The organism is Tumebacillus sp. BK434, assembly GCF_004340785.1.
Classification (GTDB): Bacteria; Bacillota; Bacilli; order Tumebacillales; family Tumebacillaceae; genus Tumebacillus_A.
This window is the reverse complement of the sequence record NZ_SLXS01000001.1, coordinates 642,882-662,564: the sequence shown is the minus strand read 5'-3', so window position 1 is coordinate 662,564 and position 19,683 is coordinate 642,882. Positions and strand designations below refer to the sequence as shown.

The 19,683-nt window shown below is 59.9% G+C and carries 9 protein-coding genes; 4 read left to right on the top strand and 5 right to left on the bottom strand.

Annotated elements, in window-relative coordinates; all coding sequences use genetic code 11:
• Nucleotides 1–10 precede the first annotated feature (10 nt).
• A complete protein-coding gene (locus EV586_RS02075) occupies nt 11–1,117 on the bottom strand; it encodes a GerAB/ArcD/ProY family transporter (protein ID WP_132943408.1) in 1,107 nt (368 codons plus the stop codon).
• A 317-nt stretch (nt 1,118–1,434) separates the two neighbouring features.
• Between EV586_RS02075 and EV586_RS02070 the strand changes: the two genes are divergently transcribed.
• Genes EV586_RS02070 through EV586_RS02060 form a run of 3 tightly spaced genes read left to right on the top strand, consistent with a single transcriptional unit; the run spans nt 1,435 to nt 3,044 of the window.
• Complete coding sequence (locus EV586_RS02070) at nt 1,435–1,881, top strand: hypothetical protein (protein WP_132943407.1); 447 nt, start codon at nt 1,435–1,437, stop codon at nt 1,879–1,881.
• 1 nt (nt 1,882) lies between these two features.
• Nucleotides 1,883–2,113, top strand: a complete 231-nt coding sequence (locus EV586_RS02065; RefSeq protein WP_132943406.1) for a helix-turn-helix transcriptional regulator — start codon at nt 1,883–1,885, stop codon at nt 2,111–2,113.
• Nucleotides 2,114–2,132: 19 nt separating this feature from the next.
• Complete coding sequence (locus EV586_RS02060) at nt 2,133–3,044, top strand: NAD(P)-dependent alcohol dehydrogenase (RefSeq protein WP_132943405.1); 912 nt, start codon at nt 2,133–2,135, stop codon at nt 3,042–3,044.
• A gap of 187 nt (nt 3,045–3,231) precedes the next feature.
• On the opposite strand, the gene EV586_RS02055 is transcribed toward EV586_RS02060, so the two are convergent.
• The gene (locus tag EV586_RS02055) at nt 3,232–3,648 is read right to left on the bottom strand and encodes a DoxX family protein (RefSeq protein WP_132943404.1); all 417 of its coding nucleotides are present in this window, start codon (nt 3,646–3,648) and stop codon (nt 3,232–3,234) included.
• 205 nt (nt 3,649–3,853) lie between these two features.
• Here EV586_RS02055 and EV586_RS02050 point away from each other — a divergent pair, with 205 nt between their 5' ends.
• Nucleotides 3,854–4,372: a helix-turn-helix domain-containing protein gene (locus EV586_RS02050; RefSeq protein ID WP_132943403.1), complete on the top strand. Its 519-nt coding sequence runs from the start codon at nt 3,854–3,856 to the stop codon at nt 4,370–4,372.
• A gap of 64 nt (nt 4,373–4,436) precedes the next feature.
• Here the strand turns inward: EV586_RS02050 and EV586_RS02045 are convergent, their stop codons facing one another.
• From EV586_RS02045 to EV586_RS02035, 3 genes are all read right to left on the bottom strand, one after another.
• On the bottom strand, nt 4,437–5,735 hold the full coding sequence (locus EV586_RS02045) for an MFS transporter (RefSeq protein ID WP_132943402.1): 1,299 nt from the start codon (nt 5,733–5,735) through the stop codon (nt 4,437–4,439).
• Nucleotides 5,735–6,793, bottom strand: coding sequence for an ArsR/SmtB family transcription factor (locus EV586_RS02040; protein ID WP_132943401.1), 1,059 nt, complete (start codon nt 6,791–6,793; stop codon nt 5,735–5,737). The genes EV586_RS02045 and EV586_RS02040 overlap by 1 nt, the downstream gene beginning before the upstream one ends.
• Nucleotides 6,794–6,919: 126 nt before the next feature.
• Nucleotides 6,920–19,648 carry a non-ribosomal peptide synthetase gene (locus EV586_RS02035; protein WP_132943400.1) on the bottom strand — a complete coding sequence of 4,243 codons (12,729 nt, stop codon included), beginning with the start codon at nt 19,646–19,648 and terminating at the stop codon, nt 6,920–6,922.
• Between the last annotated feature and the right edge of the window lie 35 nt (nt 19,649–19,683).

The window sequence follows — 19,683 nt, the reverse complement described above, 5'->3', positions numbered from 1 at the left end:
CGATTGAAGATTAGGATCGTTGATATGTCTCGCCTCCTTTCTTGGATCGTTTGACAAAGCACAAGGGCAGCAGCACAGCCGTCACACCGAGCGCCAACCAGAAATTATAGGGGATCAGGTAGTGCTCGATCACCCTTTGCAGCGGATCATCTTCAACGGGGATAAATAAGACGGCGATCAGCAAGGCGCCGATGATCCAGATGGCGCGCTTGCGCTGCTTCGGCTTCGGCAGCCGGAGCAGCTCTGGAATCAAGAAGATGGCGACCGAACTGCGGATAAAGCTGCCGACCATCCATTGGTAGACCGCCAGAAAATCCACATGTTCAAAGACGCGGGACAGGGAGACGATCCTCCATTCCTCTGACGCCGTATAGCGCAGATTGCCGCCTTCATAGGGACCAAATTCGGCGATCGCCCCGGTCAACGGACCGAGGGTCAGCATGACGGTAAAGAAGCCTACCAAATACAGCGCGCGTTTCTTGACCTGCTTTTTGATCCGATGCTGGAGCAGCATGAAGAGGATGAGCTCGAACATTCCGGAAGCTGCCGGAACGATTCCTTTCAGCACCGGAGCCGGACCGTTCTCCAAGATCGGCAGCAACAGCGCGTAGTCCTTGTTGGGGATGTTGGCGCTCATCACAAAGAAGCCGAGCACGATGACAAAGGGCAGCAGGATTCCGTTGGCGATCGCGATCGCGCGGATGCCAAACGATGCCTGAAACACGCAAAGCAGGGTAAACAGAATGAACAAGATCGGTCTTGGTGTCAGATAGAGATACATCAGATACAGCCAGGTCGTAGTGTCCTGAATCGTGATGTAGGCGATGATCGCCATCTGCAGCACCAAGATCGCCGTCAGCGGAACGGAAAGCAGCCGTCCCGCTTTCTCTTGCACCCAATCTACCACGTGTTGCTGCCCGCTCTTTTTCATGATCAGGTGCAACAGCAGAATCCACAGCGCCATCAGGAGCGCTGCCGCTAAGACGGAGATCCAGGCATCCCGACCGCCCGTTCGCAACAGAACAGGGATGATCACCACATGATCGCTGATCCCGACAAACGAGATCAAGATCATTGCCATTTGCAGGGTAGAGATGCGCTCTTTCGGTTGACTCATTCAGGCACCTCGCGTTGGTGTTTTTTCTAGGATGTGTAGATTTTGTCAAACCATGAATGTTCGTTTTGTTTTCTTTGTGTCTGCGAAGGAACCCCTGCGTTCGGCTCCGAGGCACTGGTGCTGTTCCTGGCGCTCTTGACCCTGCTGTTCATGAGCCAGATCAAAGGAAAAGCGCAGTCTCGTCCACTCGCAGAAAAAACGTTTGGTGAACTGCATGCTTGCTAAATTTGGGTATATGTAATATATTTTTTACATCAAGTACGTTATACATGTCATCATGTACAATTCATTTTACGCAAGAAGGGGGAGAACTGCGAATGTCCTATCAAGAAAAAAAGGGGATCGTGACCCTGCTCAGCACCGTCCTGATTTTTGTCCTGTACGTGTGGTATGCGATACAGACCTACGAAGGCGGGAGTCTGTTTCAAGAAAGCTCGTTGAAATTCTGGGGCGCTTTCGTCTTAAAGCTGATCATCGTGTCGATTATCTTCAACCTCATCATTTCGATTCTGTTCTCGATTCTGCACGCGGTCGTATCGGGTGAAAAGGCCCCGCTGATCATCGATGAGCTCGACCGGATCATCGAGCTGAAATCAACCCGTATTTCCAACTATGTGTTTGTCTTCGGTTTCTTGGCGGCGATGATCGCCTTGGTACTGGAGCTGCCTGTCGCGGCGATGTTCATGATCTTACTTGTCTCCGGCTTTGCGGCAGCGATGGTCGGAACGGTCGTCCAGCTTTACTACTATCGGAGAGGAGTCTGAAATGGGCAAGAGTTTAATCCGCAACCAGATTCGCAGCTTGCGTTTTCATCACCAGGAAATGACACAGCAGCAATTGGCCGACCGTGTCGGGGTGACGCGCCAAACGATCGTCGCGATCGAAAAAGAAAAATACTCGCCCTCGCTGGAGCTGGCGTTCCGCATTGCCCGCGTGTTCGGCTTGCCGCTGGAAGAAGTGTTCTCTTATGAAGATGAACTTGACGAAGATAAATGAAAGAAGGGGAGAGATCCTGATGCAAGCAATGGTCTGTACGCAATACGGATCGCCGGACGTGTTGAAGCTCCAAGAGGTGGCAAAACCTGTGCCCAAGGACAATGAGATCCTAATCCGCATTCATGCGACAACCGTCACGTCAGGAGATTGCCGAGTGCGGGGCTTCAAGAGTCCGCTCTTGCTCTGGCTCCCGATGCGGCTCTTTTTAGGTCTCCGCAAACCAAGAAAGGCGATACTCGGGGTCGAACTGGCAGGGGAAGTCGAGGAAACCGGCAAGCATGTAACCCGATACAAGAAAGGAGACCGCGTGTTCGCCTTTACAGGGATGCGCTTTGGCGCACATGCCGAGTACATCTGCCTGCCGGAAGCCGGTCTGGTGGCGAGCACACCGGCAAGCGTGGCCGATGAGGACGCTGTGGCCATTCTATTTGGCGGAACGACCGCCATGCATTTTCTCAGGAAGGGAAAGCTCCAGATCGGTCATAACATTCTCGTTTACGGCGCTTCCGGAGCTGTCGGGACTTCTGTGGTCCAGCTTGCCAAGCATTTCGGAGCGCACGTGACAGCTGTCTGCAGCGCTGCCAATCACGAATTGGTGCAATCGCTCGGAGCCGATCGGGTCATCGATTACCGAACGGACGATTTTACCAAAAGCGGCATGCAGTACGATCTCGTCTTTGATGCCGTCGGGAAAACCAAGAAATCGCACTGCACGCAGTCGTTGACACCGAACGGCACCTACGTGACGGTCGACGGGCAAGGAATTGCCAAAGTGCTGATGGAAGATCTGCTGTTCCTGACCGATCTGCTGGCACAAGGAAAGCTGCAACCGGTCATCGACCGCCGCTACCCGCTGGATCAGATCCCCGACGCGCACCGCTATGTCGAGACCGGGCACAAGAAGGGGAATATCATCATCTCGCTGGCATAATAAAAAAGCCCCTGCAGGTAAGCAGGGGCTTTTTACTGTATGTTGCTATGATTTGTGGATTTCATATTACGTCCGATAATATATATTATGTTAACTGAAAAGAAAAGCTGATCATCAGTCGATCAGCAACACCACAAGTGTATACAGAAAAAAGGCAGAGCCGCGAGGCCCTGCCTTTTCTTACTCCCTATGCTTTGATCGACTCTTTGCCTTGATTTTTAAACAGCGCATCGGCCGAGTAGCCGGTGCTGCCGGAGATCGCGAAGAATGCGCCGATCGTCAGTAGCACGATGTCGATCTCATAGCCCGGCTGGCCGTCTGCGCCGAGGAAGCCGTTGCCGAGCTTCGCCGAGAAGATGGCACCGATCATCACGATCACGAACGACAGCGAGATGTAGCGGGTCAGGAGACCGATAATCAGCAAAAGCCCGCCGAAGAGCTCCAGGTTGCCGACCACGTAAGCCAGCCAGGACGGCAGACCGAGGCTGGCGAAGTAACCGCCGACGTTTCCGAGCCCCATCTGCATCTTTTGCCAGCCGTGGAACAGGAACGTCAATCCAAACACAACCCGCAGCAGCGTTAACGCTAAGGTGTTTTTATTCATCTTCAAAATCATCCTCCAAATAGTTTCATGTAAGTGAACTAAGTTTTGTATTTCGCACAAAAAGCATATCACCCTCCCCCGCAGGCTGTCAAACACATTTTCACCCAAGTGAAACTAAGTTCACCATTATGAACTACGAACTAGCGAAACTTGCTCCCCGTCTGCTATAGTGAAAGTACACTCAGATAAAGGAATGTGACCTGCGATGGACATTGGCTGCACAATTCGGGCGATCCGCAAGCGCAAAGGCATCACCATCCCCCAGCTCTGCGAAGGGACCGGGTTGTCGCGCGGGTTTATCTCGAATGTTGAAAATAACAAAACCTCCCCTTCAATCGCCTCTTTGGAGCTGATCGCCAACTATTTGAACGTCCCGATCACCTACTTTTTTATGACCGAAAAGGAACGGATGACGGTCGTGCGCAAGGACGAGCGCAAGGTGAAAACGTTTGGCATCTTCAACATCGAATACCTGACCACCAACGGCCCGCTGCGCGTGATGCTGGTCGGGTCGAAACCGGGCGATGTGACCGGCGAGACGCATTTTCACGAAGGCTACGAATGCCACCTTGTGCTCAAAGGGCGCTACCGGGCCGAGCACGGCTCCGATTCGGTCATTCTCGAGGAAGGCGACGCCTTCTCCTGGAACGCCAGCATCCCGCACAACGTGATCAACATCGGCGACACCGACGGGCTGCTGCTGATCGCCAGCTACAAAGAATAAAACAGAGCATAAACAGACAGAAAAACACGCCAATCTTGCACGTGCTGTGCATGTTGGCGTGTTTTTAGTTCAGGACAAGTTTGCTTCTCGTCTGCAAAAAGCTGAAACATACGAGGCAAAGCACGCTACCGGCGATCAGGAAAAATACGGCCGATCCCCACGCTTCATTGACAACACCTGCGACGGTGCTGCCAAGGGGAATGGTCACCCAGGCGATGATCCGAAAGACGCTGGCGCATCTCCCCTGCAGCTCATCCGGGACGGTGGACTGGCGGAGCGTAGTTGTCGTGACACTCCAGACGATGATCAGGCATCCGATCATCACCTGACCCAGCACCAACACCACCGGTGCGTGCGTGATGGCAAACAGAAAAGGCGGAATGACCTGCAAGAGCGTGGAGACTGTGAGCAGGCTTCGCGTGCTGAACCGATTTTTGATCCGTGCGAGGAAGAACGATCCGGCGAGCATGCCGCCGCTCAATCCGGCCATGATGTAGCCTGCCCAGTGGGCCGACAGGTGCAACTCCTGATTGGCCCGGTAGATCAGCGCGAGATCCATCCCCGGACCGACCAGATTCACAAGCATGGAAAACAGGGCCAGCATGCGCAGGGTCTTCCGCTCCCAGACATATCGCAGCCCTTCCCGCATCCCGTCAAATAGGCTCGCCGGAGCTTTGCCCTGCCTTTCTTTTGAAAAAGACGCCCGGATGAAATAGATCGTCAGGATCGAGATCGCGTACGTACTCACATCGACCAGCAGCGTATTCGCCGCGTCGAACACTACGATCAGCAGGCCCCCGCCCACCCGGCCGCCGATGCGGCTGAAGGAAGCTCCCATCTGCAGCGCCGCATTCGCCTGCTGCAAGTGCTCTGCCTGCACTACATTCGGCAGGCAGGCGCTGTATGCTGCATCGAACAAGGCTGACAACAGGCTGATGCCCGCCTGCACTGCAAACAGCAAGAGGATCGGGATGTCGCCGAAAAGCCACAACACGAGCGGAATCAACAGCAGCAGGAGCAAGCGCCCGCTGTCGGCTGCGACCATCAGCGTTTTCCGATTCCAAGTGTCCGCCCAGACGCCTGCGGGCAGCGACAGCAGCAAATACGGGATGAACCCGACCGCAAAAGCCAACCCGGTCTGCGTGGCCGAGCCGGTCAGCTCCAAGATCAGCCAGGGGATGGCGATCGAAGTTACCGCCGTTCCGGCCTGTGCGATCGTCCGCCCGACGAACAGCCAGAAAAAATCGCGGTTGCCCCAAACTGAAGCAGGCTTTGACGAAGAATTTCCAGCGGCGGATGATTCACCTGTAGTTGCAGCCGCAGACAGTTGCTCCCCGGCGCCAAGGTTTGTTTGCTTTCCCATCAGCCCCCCTGACCCCCTCGTTCGAAATACGCGGCCAGCTGACGCTCCATCTGTTGCAGGAGCGCTGGCCGCAGCGCGTATGTACTGCCGTCCGACACCACGAGTCCGGCCGAACGCAGCAGGGCGAGATGATGGTGGACGGTCGACTTGGCCAGATCCAGCGTCACGGTCAGCTCCTGCAAAGTGCGCTCCCCTTCATCGAGCAGTTTCAAGAGCCTCAGGCGGTTCTCATCGCCTAGCGCTTTGTGCAGCAGCACCAGCGACGCAGGCGGACGATACGGGTCATCATCTCCGAACAGGCTTTCCTCGCTCACCGGATAGTAAAAGACCCGGGTACCGGGCAAATCCGCTTGAATCGTCCACGGGCGGTAGGCGATGTTCGGCACGAGCAGTACGCGCCGCAGCCCCGGATCGGGCTGATACGCCTTTCCGATCGTCCATTCAACGAACGCCTCTCGCGACAAACGCCCTTGCATCTCCCGTTTCACTTTCACTTCCCGCATCAGGATCTCCGCCCATTCTGTTTCGCGAGGCGAGATCGCCGCTTCATACCAACTTTCTGTCAGCAGCAGCAGATGACGCTTCAGCACCTCCCCGTCCACATTCAGGATAAAAGGGACATACGCGGCAAGAAATCCATGCCCTGCCGCAGCCGCGATCAAAATGTCGGCAGCTCCTTTGTCTCCGGCCGCTGCAAGGCGGCGCAGCTCCTCTTCACGCGGCTCACAAAGCGCCGGCAAGACCTGATAGCGCAACTGTTCGACCGTCATCGAACGCAGATGCTGCAGAAACGCCTCGAGCGCTGTAAATTCCCCGCCATGCAACAGCCGAAGCAATGTCTGCCACGTATTGTGCTTTGCACAGTACTCCACTTCTTGTTGCGCTTCCGGCTTCATCCGCCGGAGGATCTCCTCCCATTCCGGGGTCTTGCGCTCCAATGTATCTCGAATCTCATCATACGTCACCGCCGCCAGCCCCAGCGCCGCTTCAAACAACAACGAGGCTTGCACTTCCACTTCATAAGCTGGCCGGCCGATGCTCAAGTCCAGCACCTTCATCAGTTTTCCTTCTTTCCTTTGGAACTTTTTCCTCACTCTTTATTTTCGATATTATTCGAATGATTCCTTCTATAAAAATAAAACGGGCAGTGTCAGCCATGCTGACACTGCCCATGCAAATGTTGTTTAAAACAGGTCGATCGGCTCCGGCAATTGCATCTGCGACAGGCGCAGCGTGCAGTCATTGGCGAATTGCTGCAGCACCGATTCGTATTCGCTGAGCAGCCTGTCGACCGTTTCTGAGGTGAATCGTTTGGCGTTGTAAGCAGCGACGAGGGTCAGGCTGTCTTCGGTATCGTACGCTTCGATATGCAGGTCGAACTCCACCGTCGGGTCGTCTGCGAAGTCGTCTCTCTCCTTCGCCGCTTGCGCCTGTTCAGCGCTTGGGTCGATGCCGATGCTGCCGATCAGCTCCTCAAAGGAGCAATAGCGAAGCGTCACGCCCGGTGCCAGTTCGACCGCGTCGAGGTGCGCATTTTGGCCGACGAACACGATGTTGTACAAGCTCTCGCCCAGCTCTCCGCCCCGGCGGGCGCGCAGATCGTGCAAGATGAGGTCGAACGGGTAGTCCTGGTTGGCATAGGCGCCAAACGCGGTCTCTTTGACCCGCTCCAGCACCTGCAGCGCGGTCGGGTTGTCAGCAAGATCGGTGCGCAGGGCGAGCGGGTTGACCATCAGGCCCAAGACGCTCTCCAAGTCGGGATGGCTGCGGCCGGCGATCGGCGAGCAGACGGTGATCAGCTCTTGGCGGGAGGTCAGCGCCAGCCAGATTTTCAAGCCGGTCAACAGCGTCAAATACAGCGTCGTGCCCTGTTCTGCCGCCAATACGCGCAGTTTCGCGGCCAGAGCCGGCCCAAGCGTCAGACGCCGGTCGGTCACCCGCTCCGTCTGTTCTGGCAGCATTGCAAAGTCATGCGTCAGCGCAGGAGGCCCCGTCTCCAGCGCCAGTTGCTGCAGCCAGTACGCCTTTTGCCCGTTCAATTTCCCATCCGCCAACTGCTCGTGCTGCCAGAGGGCGTATTCGCCATACTGCAACGCGGCCGGAAGTTCCGCCCCTTGGTACAATGCTGCCAAATCGCGGAAGAAAACGGTGATCGACCAGCCGTCATACGCGATCGGGTGAATGTTGCACAGCAGGACGTGCTGACGGTCGCTAAGCTTGAGCAGGCAGGCGCGGAAAAAGAAGTCGCGCGTGAGATCAAACGGCGCGTTCTTCGCGTCAGCCAGGATGCGCAGCAGACGGTTTCCCCGTTCCGCTTCAGGCAGTTCGGTCAGGTCAACAAAACGGATCGGCTCCGCAACTTCCTCGTGCACGATTTGCAACGTCCCTTCCCCGGCCCGCTCTGCCAGCATCGTGCGCATGATGCTGTGGCGCTTGGTGAGGGCGCGGTAGGCGCGCAACAGCTGCTCCGCGTCCAGTGGCCCGTCCAGCAGGTGCAGGTTCATCGCACCTGCCGCCATGCTTTCCGGATCGAATTGATACTGGAACCAGAATCGCTGCTGAGCGTGCGACAGCGGGAACTCTGTCCGCTTTGGAAAGCGGGGAATCGGCGCTTGCCCAGCTCCTGCGCTCCGGTCCGCTTTTTCCGCCAGTCCGGCCACCGTCGGCGACTCAAACAGGTCGCGCAGCGGCAGCTGCACCTCCAGCTCGCGGTTGACCCGGGAGATGATGCGCGTCGCGGACAGGGAGTGCCCGCCGAGCGCAAAGAAATTGTCGCGGACGCCCACTTGGTTCACTTCGAGAATCTCCTGCCAGATCGTCGCCACCGTCCGTTCGGCGTGCGTGCCCGGCGCGACAAACGCCTCTTCCAGCTCGGGACGCTCATCGCCCGGGTCGGGGAGCTGTTTGCGGTCGACTTTGCCGCTGACCGTCGTCGGCAGCGTGTCAAGTCTGACAAACCGCCACGGCACCATGTAATCAGGCAGGCGGTCGCTCATGAACGCGCGCAGGCTTTCAGTGTTTACCTGTGCCAACGGGTCGGTCAGCACGCAATAGGCGGCCAGCAGATAGCCGTCCGGGCGTTTGAACGCCGCCACCGCAGCTTGCTGCAGATCGGGGTGAGTCGCCAGCACCGCTTCGATCTCGGCGAGCTCCACGCGCTGCCCCCGGACTTTGATCTGATCATCGCGGCGGCCGAGGAACATGATGCTGCCGTCCGCGCGGAAAAAGCCGCGGTCGCCCGTTTTGTACAGACGTTCCCCTTCGACGAACGGATTGGGCAAAAACGCTGCTGCCGTGCGCTCCGGGTCGTTCAGATAGCCGACGGCCAAGCCGATCCCGCCGAGATACAAGTCGCCGGGCACGCCGATCGGAACGGGCTGCAGCTGCTCATCGAGAACATAACATCTGTTATTGTCAATCGGATGCCCCACCGAGACGATCTCGGCAGCATGTTCATCTTCTGCGGTACAGGTGTGAATCGTGGAGTCGATCGACACTTCTGTCGCACCCCACGTGTTGTGGAGCGCACAGCCGATTTGTTCCCGGAAGCGGCGCACGAGGTCGGAGCGCAACGCTTCGCCGGAGGAGCCGACGTGGCGCAGATGCTGCAGTCTCGCGCGGTCTTCCGGCGTGACCGCCTCGACGAACAGGGCGAGCATGCTCGGCACGAAGGTGAGGAATGCCGCCCGATCACGGATTGCCGCGTCCAAGATCGCCCGCGGGTCTTTGTGCAGACCCGGCTCCAGTAGCGCGATGCGCCCGCCGACAAGCAGCGGCCAGTAGAACTCGCAGGCGGCATCGTCGAAGGTCAAAGTCGTTTTTTGCAAAACGGTCTCCTTTGGCTGCAGCTGATACTGGCGCTGCATCCAGAGCATGCGGTTGACCCAGCCGCGATGTGTGGAGCAGACGCCTTTGGGCTTGCCTGTGGAGCCGGAGGTGTAGTAGATGGAGATGAGATTGTCGGGTGTGACCGCCGTGTGCGGCGCATGAACAGGATAGGTCTGCAGAACTTGGGAACCCGGGTCGAGGCACACGTACTGAATAGTCTCCACAGGCAGCTTAGCCAGCAAGCTCATCTGCGTCACGCACACGGCAGCGCGGGAATCTTCCAGCACCTGACGAATTCTGGCCGTCGGAGCATCTGTGTCCAGCGGAACGTACGCGCCGCCCGCTTTTAAGATCCCGACCAGCGCCACGACGAGCTCCAGCGACCGCTCCATGCACACGCCAACCGGCACATTCGGCCCGACGCCATGCGCGATCAGATGGTGCGCCAAGCGGTTCGCCTGCTCATCCAGTTCCGCGTACGTCAGCTCCTGCTCCCCGTACACCGCTGCCACAAGATGAGGAGTACACTGCACCTGCTCTTCGATCAGCTCATGCAAACAAACGTTCGCAATAGGAATTTCAGTCGAATTCCATTCCACAAGTACCTGATACCGCTCCGACGCGGTCAACAAGGGCAGTGCGGAAATCTTTTGCCCCGGATCGGCGACGATGCCCTGCAGCAGGGTCTCGTAGTGTCCGCAGAGCCGCTCGATCGTCGCGCGGTCGTACAGATCGGTGTTGTACTCGACATGCACGCCGAGCTCCGCTCCGTCTTCCGCCACGCTCAGCGTCAGGTCGAACTTGGCGGTCTGCTGCTCGAGTTTCAGCTGCTCTACTGCGAGGCCGGGCAGCTCCCAACGCTCGTTCACCGCGTTTTGCAGGACGAACATCACTTGGAACAACGGCGAAATGCTCGCGTGGCGTTCCGGCTGCAGCTCATCGACCAGCCGCTCAAACGGCACATCCTGATGGTCGAACGCCGCCAAGGTCATCTTCCGCACCCGTCCCAGCAGCTCGCGGAACGAAGGGTCGCCGGACAGATCGGAGCGCAGGACGAGCGTTTTGACGAAAAAGCCGATCAGCCCTTCGATCTCCGCCCGGTTGCGCCCTGCGACTGGGGAGCCGACGAGGATGTCCTGCAGGCCGCTGTAGCGGTGCAGCAAAGTCTTGAAGGCGGTGAGCAGCGTCATGAACAGCGTGACGCCTTCCTGTTTGCAAAGCGCGTGGATCGCCTGGCTCAATCCGGCAGCGAGCGTCATCCGATGCCCCGCTCCGTGATACGTCCGCACCGCCGGACGAGGGCGGTCGGCGGGCAGTTGCAGGAGCGGCAAGTTGCCGCCGAGCTGCTCTCTCCAATAGCCGAGCTGCCGTTCCAAGACGGCACCTTGCAGCCACTCGCGCTGCCAGACCGCGAAGTCGGCGTACTGGACGGGCAGGCTCTCCAGCGACCGCGACGAATAAAGCGCCGACAGCTCCCGGGCCAGCACACCGATCGACCAGCCATCCGCTGCGATGTGGTGCAGGTTCAGGATCAGCACATGCTCCCGCTCCCCGGCCTGCACCAAGCGGGCACGGAACAAAGGCCCGTTTTGCAGATCAAACGCATGGCGCTGCTCTTCCCCGATCAGCGTCTCAACGTCACGTGTCTCAAGCGTCAAAAAAGAGTCAGGTGCCGATAGAATGACCTGCGACGGCTCTCCGAGCTGATCGGCAAACACCGTGCGCAAAGCTTCGTGGCGCGCAGCGATCTCCTGCAGGCTGCGTGCCAAAGCAGGCACATCCAGATCCCCAGTCAGGCGCAGCGCGACCGGGATGTTGTACACCGGGTTGCCCGGCTCAAACTGATCGAAGAACCACAGCCTGCGCTGGGCGAAGGAAAGCGGCAGCGTCTGCTCTCTCGGCACCGGGACGATCCGCATCTGTGCCGCGGCACCTTGCAGCGCCTGCACCTTCTGCATCACGCCGGCCACGGTCGGGTCTTCAAAAAACGCCTGCAGCGACAACTCGACACCGTAGACCGCGCGCAGGCGGGAGATCGCCCTCGTCGCCGCCAGCGAATGGCCGCCCCGCTCGAAAAAGTTGTCGGTGATCCCGACGCGCGTGCCCAACAGCTCGGCAAACAGGTCAGCTCCCCATGCTTCGTCCTGATTGCGGGGTTCCGCCATCAGTTCTGACACCGCTTGCTGCGGCTCCGGCAATGCCTGCAGATCCACTTTTCCGTTGCGGGTCAGCGGCAGCCGCTCCAACGCCACAAATACGGATGGGAGCATATAGCCGGGCAGTCTGCCTTTCAATTCCTGCCGCAGGGCCGACTCGTCAAAATCGACTCCGTGCGCGGGCACCACATAGGCGGCCAAGCGCTTATCCCCTACATTCGGCTCATACACGGTTACAACCGTTTCCCGTACGCTGGAGGAAGCCAAAAGCTGAGCCTCGACTTCCCCCGTTTCGATGCGAAAGCCGCGGATCTTCACCTGCTGGTCAAGGCGGCCGAGGAATTCAAGGTTGCCGTCGGGCAGGTATTTCACCTGATCGCCGGTACGGTACAGCTTGGCGTCCGCAACAGAAGAGAACGGATGTTCGATGAACTTCTCCGCCGTGATTTCCGGCAGATTCAAGTACTCCCGCGCCAAGCCGTCACCGCCGAGATACAGCTCGCCCGGCACGCCGACCGGCACCGGCTGCAGGCGGCGGTCCAGCACATAGACTTGCGTATTGGCGATCGGACGCCCAATCGGCACCGCAGTCCCCGCTTGCTCCGCATGCGTCATGCTGTAACAGCAGGCAAACGTGGTGCTTTCCGTCGGGCCATAGCCATTGATCAGTGTGAGCCCCGGCAGATGTTGCAACACGCGTTTGACGTGGGGCACGGACAAGACATCACCTCCGGCGAGCAGCTGTTTGACCGCTGCCAATTGCGGCAGTTGCTCCTCGACCATCTGATGAAACAGCCCGGCTGTCAGCCACAGCGTCGTCACGCGCTGCGCTTGAATCACACGGCCAAGTTCCTGCAGCGTTGCCTTCCCTGCCGGATACACGACAAGCCGCGCACCGTTCAGCAGACTGCCCCAGATCTCATACGTCGCCGCGTCGAAGGAGATCGAAGCGAACTGCAAGAAAACATCTTCCGGCGCAAACTCCGCGTAGTCGGTTCCCGTCACCAACCGCACCACTGCACGGTGCGGGATGCAAACGCCTTTCGGACGCCCGGTCGAGCCGGAGGTGTAGGTGATGTACGCCAGATGTTCGGCGGTGGTGCCAGACTGCAGATTGGTATCGCAGTCACCGATTGATTTCTCCCATCTCGCATCGAGGCAGACAATCTGCACGGTATGCGCAGGAAGACTGTTCGCCAGATGAGATTGTGTCAGCAACAGGGCTGCTGCGGCGTCTTCCAGCATCAGGGCGATGCGCTCTTGCGGATACTCCGGGTCGAGCGGGAGATACGCGCCCCCTGCTTTCATGATCGCAAGCAAGCCGATGATCAGCTCTGCTGACCGCTCCATGTAGATCGCCACCGGCTGGTCGGGTGCCACGCCGCGCGCACGCAGTTCGTGCGCCACTCGATTCGCCCGGCGATTCAGCTCCGCATACGTCAAAGTCTGCTCCCCGTACACCACCGCCACCGCATCGGGCGTCCGCTCCGCCTGCCGCTCAAACAGTTCGTGCACCGTACACTCCCTTGGATATTGCACAGCCGTCTCATTCCATTTGCCGAGCACGAGTTCCCGCTCCTCCGCCGTTAACAACGGCAACATTCCGATTCGCTGATCCGGCTCGGCGACGATGCCTTCGAGCAGGACGCGGAAATGCTCCATCATCCGTGTGTTCATAGCCCGCTCGAACAGATCGGTGTTGTAGTCAAAGCGCAAGGCCAGTTGATCCCCCTCTTCGATCACGGCGACAGACAGGTCGTATTTGGCCGTGGAGGTCTGCACTTCGAGGGACTGCACGTCCAAGCCCTGCAGTTCGACCTGCCAGGCGGAAAGCAGTTGAAACGAGACCTGAAAGAGCGGCGAATGGCTCAGCACCCGCTCCGGCTGCAGCTCTTCCACCAGGCGTTCAAACGGCACGTCCTGATGCGCAAACGCCCCGAGCACCGTTTCCCGCACCCGGCGGAGCAGTTCGTCAAAGGACGGGTTGCCCGCCAAGTCGGTACGCAGAACCAGCGTGTTCACGAAAAAGCCGATCAGCCCTTCCACTTCCTGGCGATTGCGTCCTGCGATCGGGGAGCCGACCAGCAGATCCTCTTGGCCGGTGTAGCGGTGCAACAGCGTTTGAAACGCGGCGAGCAGGGTCATGTACAGCGTCACGCCGCGCTGTTGGCTGAAGGCGCGCAGCCGTTCGGTCAGCCGGCTTGGCAGCTCTCGTTTGCAGAACGTGCCGTTATAAGTCTGCACCGCCGGGCGCGGATGGTCGGTCGGGAGCTCGAGGACGGGCAGTTCGCCGTCCAGTTGCCGTTTCCAGTAAGCGAGCTGCGTTTCCAGCACCTCGCCCTGCATCCAGTTGCGCTGCGCCGCCGCAAAGTCGGCGTATTGCACCGGCAAGGGAGCAAGCGGCTCGTTCGCATACAGCGCCGACAATTCATGGGCCAGCACGCCGTACGACCAGCCATCGGTGATGATATGGTGCATGTTGAACAGCAGGACATGCTCCGTCTCGCTGATTCTCCAGAGCGACGCGCGGAACAGCGGGCCGCGCCGGAGATCAAACGGACGCCCTGCCTCCGCCTGCATCAGCTCCGGCAGGTCGTCTTCGTGAACGGTAACAGCAGGAAGCAACATCGGCTCTGCGGCTCCGATCACCTGCACCAGTTGCCCGTTGCGCTCTTGAAACGTCGTGCGCAGCGCTTCATGCCTGTGCACCAATGCCTGCACACTGCGCGCAAGGGTACTGACCTCCAGTTCCCCCTGTAAGCGCATCGCGTACGGGAAATGATACGCCGCACTTCCGCCTAACATCTGCTCCAGCACCCACAGTCGCTGTTGGGCAAACGACAAGGGCAGCACTTCGTCATCGCCGCGCGGCAATGGGTCAATCTGCGGCAGTTGCATCGGCATGTGCGCAGCACGTTGCTGCTGCGCAAGCCCGTCCAGACTTTCCAGCAGCCCGGCCACCGTCGGCTCCTCAAACACCGCACGGAACGGCACTTCGACGCCGAGTGCGATGCTCAGCCTCGACACAGCCTGTAGCGCCAGCAACGAGTGCCCGCCGAGCGCAAAGAAATTGTCGGTGACGCCGACCCGCTCCCGTTTCAGCAGCTGGGCAAAAATCTCCGCCGCCTGCCGCTCCCGTTCATTGCGCGGCGCGAGGTATTCACCTGTTGCGGCCTGTGCATCCGGTGCCGGCAATGCGCGGCGGTCCACTTTCCCGTTTGGCGTGAGCGGAAGGGCGTCGAGCATGAGCACAGCAGAAGGAACCATATACTCCGGGAGGCTTGCCTTCAAATAAGTGCGCAGCTCTTGCGCGGTCGGCGCTTCCAGACCGCGTGGCACCACGTAGCCGACCAGTCGCTTGTCGGAATGCGAGTCCCCTTGGACGGCCACCACCGCGTGTTGCACGCGGGGATGCAGGTGCAGCCTCGCCTCGATCTCGCCCAGCTCAATGCGCAGCCCGCGCAGTTTGATCTGATGATCCATCCGCTCCAGATACTGCAACCTCCCGTCTGTCAGCAGGCGCACGCGGTCACCCGTCCGGTACAAGCGGCCCAATTCGTGGGAGATAAACGTCTCCGCCGTCAACTCGGCGCGGTTCCAATACCCGCGCGCCACACCGGCCCCGCCGATGCACAGTTCGCCGGGCACGCCGACCGGCACCGGCTGCAAGCGCGCGTCCAGCACATACACGTTCGTGTTCGCAATCGGACTGCCGATCGAGGGGGTACCGACAAAATCCGGCTCGATGCGGGTGCAAGTCGACCAGATCGTCGTCTCCGTTGGACCGTACAGATTCCACAGCTCCGAGTCGTCTGCCGTCAAGCTCCGCGCCAAGTCGGCAGGCAATGCTTCCCCGCCGCAGAGCATTTTCACACGCCCTGCGCTGCGCCAACCAGCCTCGACGAGCAGCCGCCAAGTGACAGGCGTCGCTTGCATCATCGTCGCGCCGGAGCGCGCAAGCAAGGCGGCGAGCTTCTTCCCGTCCGCAGCGGTCGCCCGGTCGGCCAAGACCGTTTTTGCCCCCGTCACCAGCGGCAAGAACAGCTCCAGCGCCGCGATGTCAAACGACAGCGACGTCACCGCCAGCAGCACATCGTCCATTTCGACACCCGGTCGTTGTTGCATGCTGTGCAGGAAGTTCACCACATTTCGATGCTCCACCTGCACCCCTTTCGGCTTCCCTGTCGAGCCGGAGGTATAGATCATGTAGGCGAGCCGGTCGGCTGTGATGGGAAGTTCAAGATCGGCGCCCTGCCCTTGCGACCAGAGCTCCATCCCGCCGTCTAAACATACGAGCTGCAGGTTGCCGATCCTTGCCTCTGCGTCCGGCTTTTCTGCCTGGAGCCCATCGAGTTCCGACTGATGCGCCTCTACAGCCACTGCTTTCAGCCACTCCGTCTGACTGCTCTCCGTCACCACCACGGCCATTCGTGCGTCCCGCATCAGAAACGCCAAGCGCTCCTGCGGGTACTCCGGGTCCAGCGGCACATATGCGCCGCCCGCTTTTAAGATGCCGAGCAGCCCGACGAGCATCTGCGGCGACCGCTCGGCACACAGTCCGACCTTCTCCTCCGCCGCAATGCCGAGCTTGCGCAGATGGCGGGCCAAGCGGTTCGCCTGCCTGTTCAGCTCGCGATAGGTCAGGCACTGTTCCTGAAACACGACGGCTGTCCGATCTGGCGTCCGAGCCGCCTGCGCCTCAAACAGCGCATGAAGCGGCAGATCCGGCACGCCGCCCGCTTCCGTTCGGTTCCATGCGGTCATGATCTGCTCCGCCTCCCGCTCTTCCAGCAACCGCATCAACGCCACTTGCGTCTCCGGCTCAGCGACGGCATGCTCCAGCAGGTTCAGATAATGCCCGATCATCCGCCGGATCGTCGCTTCCTCGAACAGATCGGAACTGTACTCCCAGATCAGCGTCAGACCGCCCGCCCCGTGCTCAGATTCACCAAGGCGCGCCTCCTGCAAAGGAAGCCCCACGACGTTCAGGTCGAACTTCGCCGAACCGTTATTCAGCGCTTCTTTCACCTGAACGGTCAGATCCTGCAGGTCCAGCTTTGGCAACGGCGAGTCGTGGAACGAAAACATCACTTGGATCAGCGGATTGCGGCTCGTATCCCGCACCGGGTTCACCGCTTCGACCAGCTTGTCGAACGGCAAGTCCTCGTGGGCAAACGCCTCATACGCCATCGCCCGCACCTGGCCGAGCAGTTCCCGAAACGGCACATCCCCGTCCAGCTGCGTCCGCAGCACCACGTTGTTGACAATCATCCCGATCAGGCCTTCCGTATCGCGCAGACGGCGATTCGCCACCGCCGACCCGACGAGCAGATCGTTCTGACCCGTATAGCGGTACAGGAGCACCTTGAACGCCGTGAGCAGCGTCACATACAGCGTCACGCCTTCCTGCCGCCCCATCGCCGTCAGCCGCTCGCACAGCTTTGCAGGCAGATCCACCCGCACCGCGCCGCCGCGATGGCTCGGCAGGGCAGGTCGCGGGCGGTCGCTTGGCAGCTCCAGCACGGGATTGCACCCGGCCAGCTTTTGCTGCCAATACTGCACCTGCTCTTGTGCCTGCACGCTTTGCAGCCACGATCGCTGCCAATGAGCAAAATCGGCAAACTGCACCGGCATCTCGGCAAGCGGTGAAGCCTGTCCGTTCCGAAATGCGTTATACAGCGCCGTAAACTCCCGCAAAAACACGTTGTACGACCAGCCGTCATGCACCATGTGGTGTTCGATGTGCAGCAGCACGTGCTCCTGCGCTCCGACCTGATACAGCGTCCAGCGCACCAACGGCAGCTCCCGCATGTCGAACGGCCGCGCCATCTCGTCCTGCATCAGACCGGTCAAGCAGCTTTCCCGCTCCGCTACCGGCACCGCGAGTAAGCTGACCACCGGTACCTTTACTGCAAAGGGCGGATGGATCTTCTGCGCCGGCCTGCCGTCCGCTTCCTGAAACGTCGTGCGAAACATCTCATGCCGCTCCACGACCGCCGTCAACGCCCGCTCCAGCACATCCCGGCGCAGATCCCCCTGCAAGCGCATCATCGCCTGCGCCGCATACGCACGGTTGTCCGGGTTCATCTTGTGCACGAACCACACCCGCTCTTGCGCAGATGACACCGGGATCTCCTCCTTGCGCGGCACGCGCGGGATGAAGCTGTTTGACACGCCTGTTCCCGCCAGACGCTTCGCTTCCAGCTCCTCCGCCAAAAGCGCGATCGTCTGCTTGGCAAACAGCTCATGCAGCCCGATCTCAACATCCAACTGCTCCCGCACCCGCGCCAAAATCTGCACCGCCTGCAACGAATGGCCGCCCAGTTCCAAAAACGGGTCGTGCACGCCAAGTCCGTCCAGCCCCAGCACGTCCTGCCAGATCTGCTGCAGCGACACCTCCAGCGGCGTGCGCGGCCGCACGAACTCGCTCTCCAACTCCCCGCGCCGGGCATCGGGCGCAGGCAAAGCGCGGCGGTCCACCTTGCCGTTTGGCGTCAGTGGAAAGCGGTCGAGCACCACAAAGAACGCCGGCACCATATAATCGGGCAGCTTGTCCTGCAAAAAACGGCGCAGCTCTACCGCCCGCGGCGCTTCCTGCCCAGCATGCGGAACCACGTACGCCACCAATTTGGGCTCCCCCGGCGCATCCTCCCGAGCCAGCAGCACCGCTTCGCGAAGCCGTTCATGCCCGACCAGCGTTGCCTCGATCTCGCCGAGCTCTATCCGAAAGCCTCTGATCTTCACCTGCTGGTCGATCCGCCCCAAAAACTCCAGCGTTCCGTCTGTGAGCAGGCGCACCAAGTCTCCCGTTTTATACAAGCGTTGTTCTGAGTCTTCTGAAAACGGATGCGGCACGAACTTCTCCGCCGTCAGCTCCGGGCGGTGCAGATACCCTCGCGCCAGCCCCGGACCGCCGATGTGCAGCTCCCCTTCCGCGCCGGCCTGCACCTGCCGCATCTGCCTGTCGAGCACGAACAGCTCCACTCCTTCGATCGCCTGCCCGATCGTCACATTCTGGCATTCGCCAACGTACACGGCTGCCGAAGCGCACACCGTCGCTTCCGTCGGTCCGTACGCGTTGACGAAACGCCGCCCCCGCGCCCACCGCGACGCCGTTTCCAGCGGGCAGTTCTCCCCTGCCGAGACGACGGTGCGCAGGTGTGGAAACTCATCCGGGAGCATCGCCAACACCGAAGGCGGCAGCGTCACATGAGTGATCGCCAGATTCTTGAGCAGGCCGATCAGTCCGGGGCCTGGCATCAGTTCTTCTTGGCGCGCCAGATACAGCGTACCGCCCGCCGACAGCGCGGTGAAAATCTCATTGGTCGCCGCATCAAAGCTAAACGAAGCAAACTGCAGCAGACGGCTATCCTCCCGCACGTCGAACAGTTGCACCGTCGCCCGGATCATGTTGCACATCCCGCGGTGGGTCAGCATGACCCCTTTCGGCCGCCCTGTCGAGCCTGACGTGTAGATCACGTAGGCCAGATCATCAGCGCGCACCGTCTGGGGAAGCGGCTGTTCCTCCCCTTGCATCGCTTGCTCCAGACAGACGACCTCCGCTCCACAATCTGGCAGACGGTCGGCCAAGTGCGCCTGTGTCAACAGCACCGGTACCGCCGCGTCCTCCAGCATGTAGCGCAGGCGGTCGGCCGGATACGCCGGGTCGAGCGGAACGTACGCCCCGCCCGCTTTTAAGATGCCGAGCAGCCCGGCGACCATCTCCACCGAGCGCTCAGCGCAGATGCCGACCAACACATCCGGCCCGACACCCAGCCGGCGCAAGTTGTGCGCCAGCCGGTCCGCCAGGCCGTTTAGTTCCGCATAGGTCACTTCTTTATCTGCAAACACAACCGCAAGAGCATCGGGCCGCTGCGCCGCCTGCTCTTCAAACCACCATTGAGCACCGCGCTCGTTCATCGAAATCATTTTGACCACTCCCCGCGATATAAATTACATATAGT

Bases quoted from the DNA above. Each gene is read 5' to 3' on its own strand.
- EV586_RS02075 (WP_132943408.1), bottom strand. From the start codon at position 1,117: ATGAGTCAACCGAAAGAGCGCATCTCTACCCTGCAAATGGCAATGATC.
- EV586_RS02070 (WP_132943407.1), top strand. From the start codon at position 1,435: ATGTCCTATCAAGAAAAAAAGGGGATCGTGACCCTGCTCAGCACCGTC.
- EV586_RS02065 (WP_132943406.1), top strand. From the start codon at position 1,883: ATGGGCAAGAGTTTAATCCGCAACCAGATTCGCAGCTTGCGTTTTCAT.
- EV586_RS02060 (WP_132943405.1), top strand. From the start codon at position 2,133: ATGCAAGCAATGGTCTGTACGCAATACGGATCGCCGGACGTGTTGAAG.
- EV586_RS02055 (WP_132943404.1), bottom strand. From the start codon at position 3,648: ATGAATAAAAACACCTTAGCGTTAACGCTGCTGCGGGTTGTGTTTGGA.
- EV586_RS02050 (WP_132943403.1), top strand. From the start codon at position 3,854: ATGGACATTGGCTGCACAATTCGGGCGATCCGCAAGCGCAAAGGCATC.
- EV586_RS02045 (WP_132943402.1), bottom strand. From the start codon at position 5,735: ATGGGAAAGCAAACAAACCTTGGCGCCGGGGAGCAACTGTCTGCGGCT.
- EV586_RS02040 (WP_132943401.1), bottom strand. From the start codon at position 6,793: ATGAAGGTGCTGGACTTGAGCATCGGCCGGCCAGCTTATGAAGTGGAA.
- EV586_RS02035 (WP_132943400.1), bottom strand. From the start codon at position 19,648: ATGATTTCGATGAACGAGCGCGGTGCTCAATGGTGGTTTGAAGAGCAG.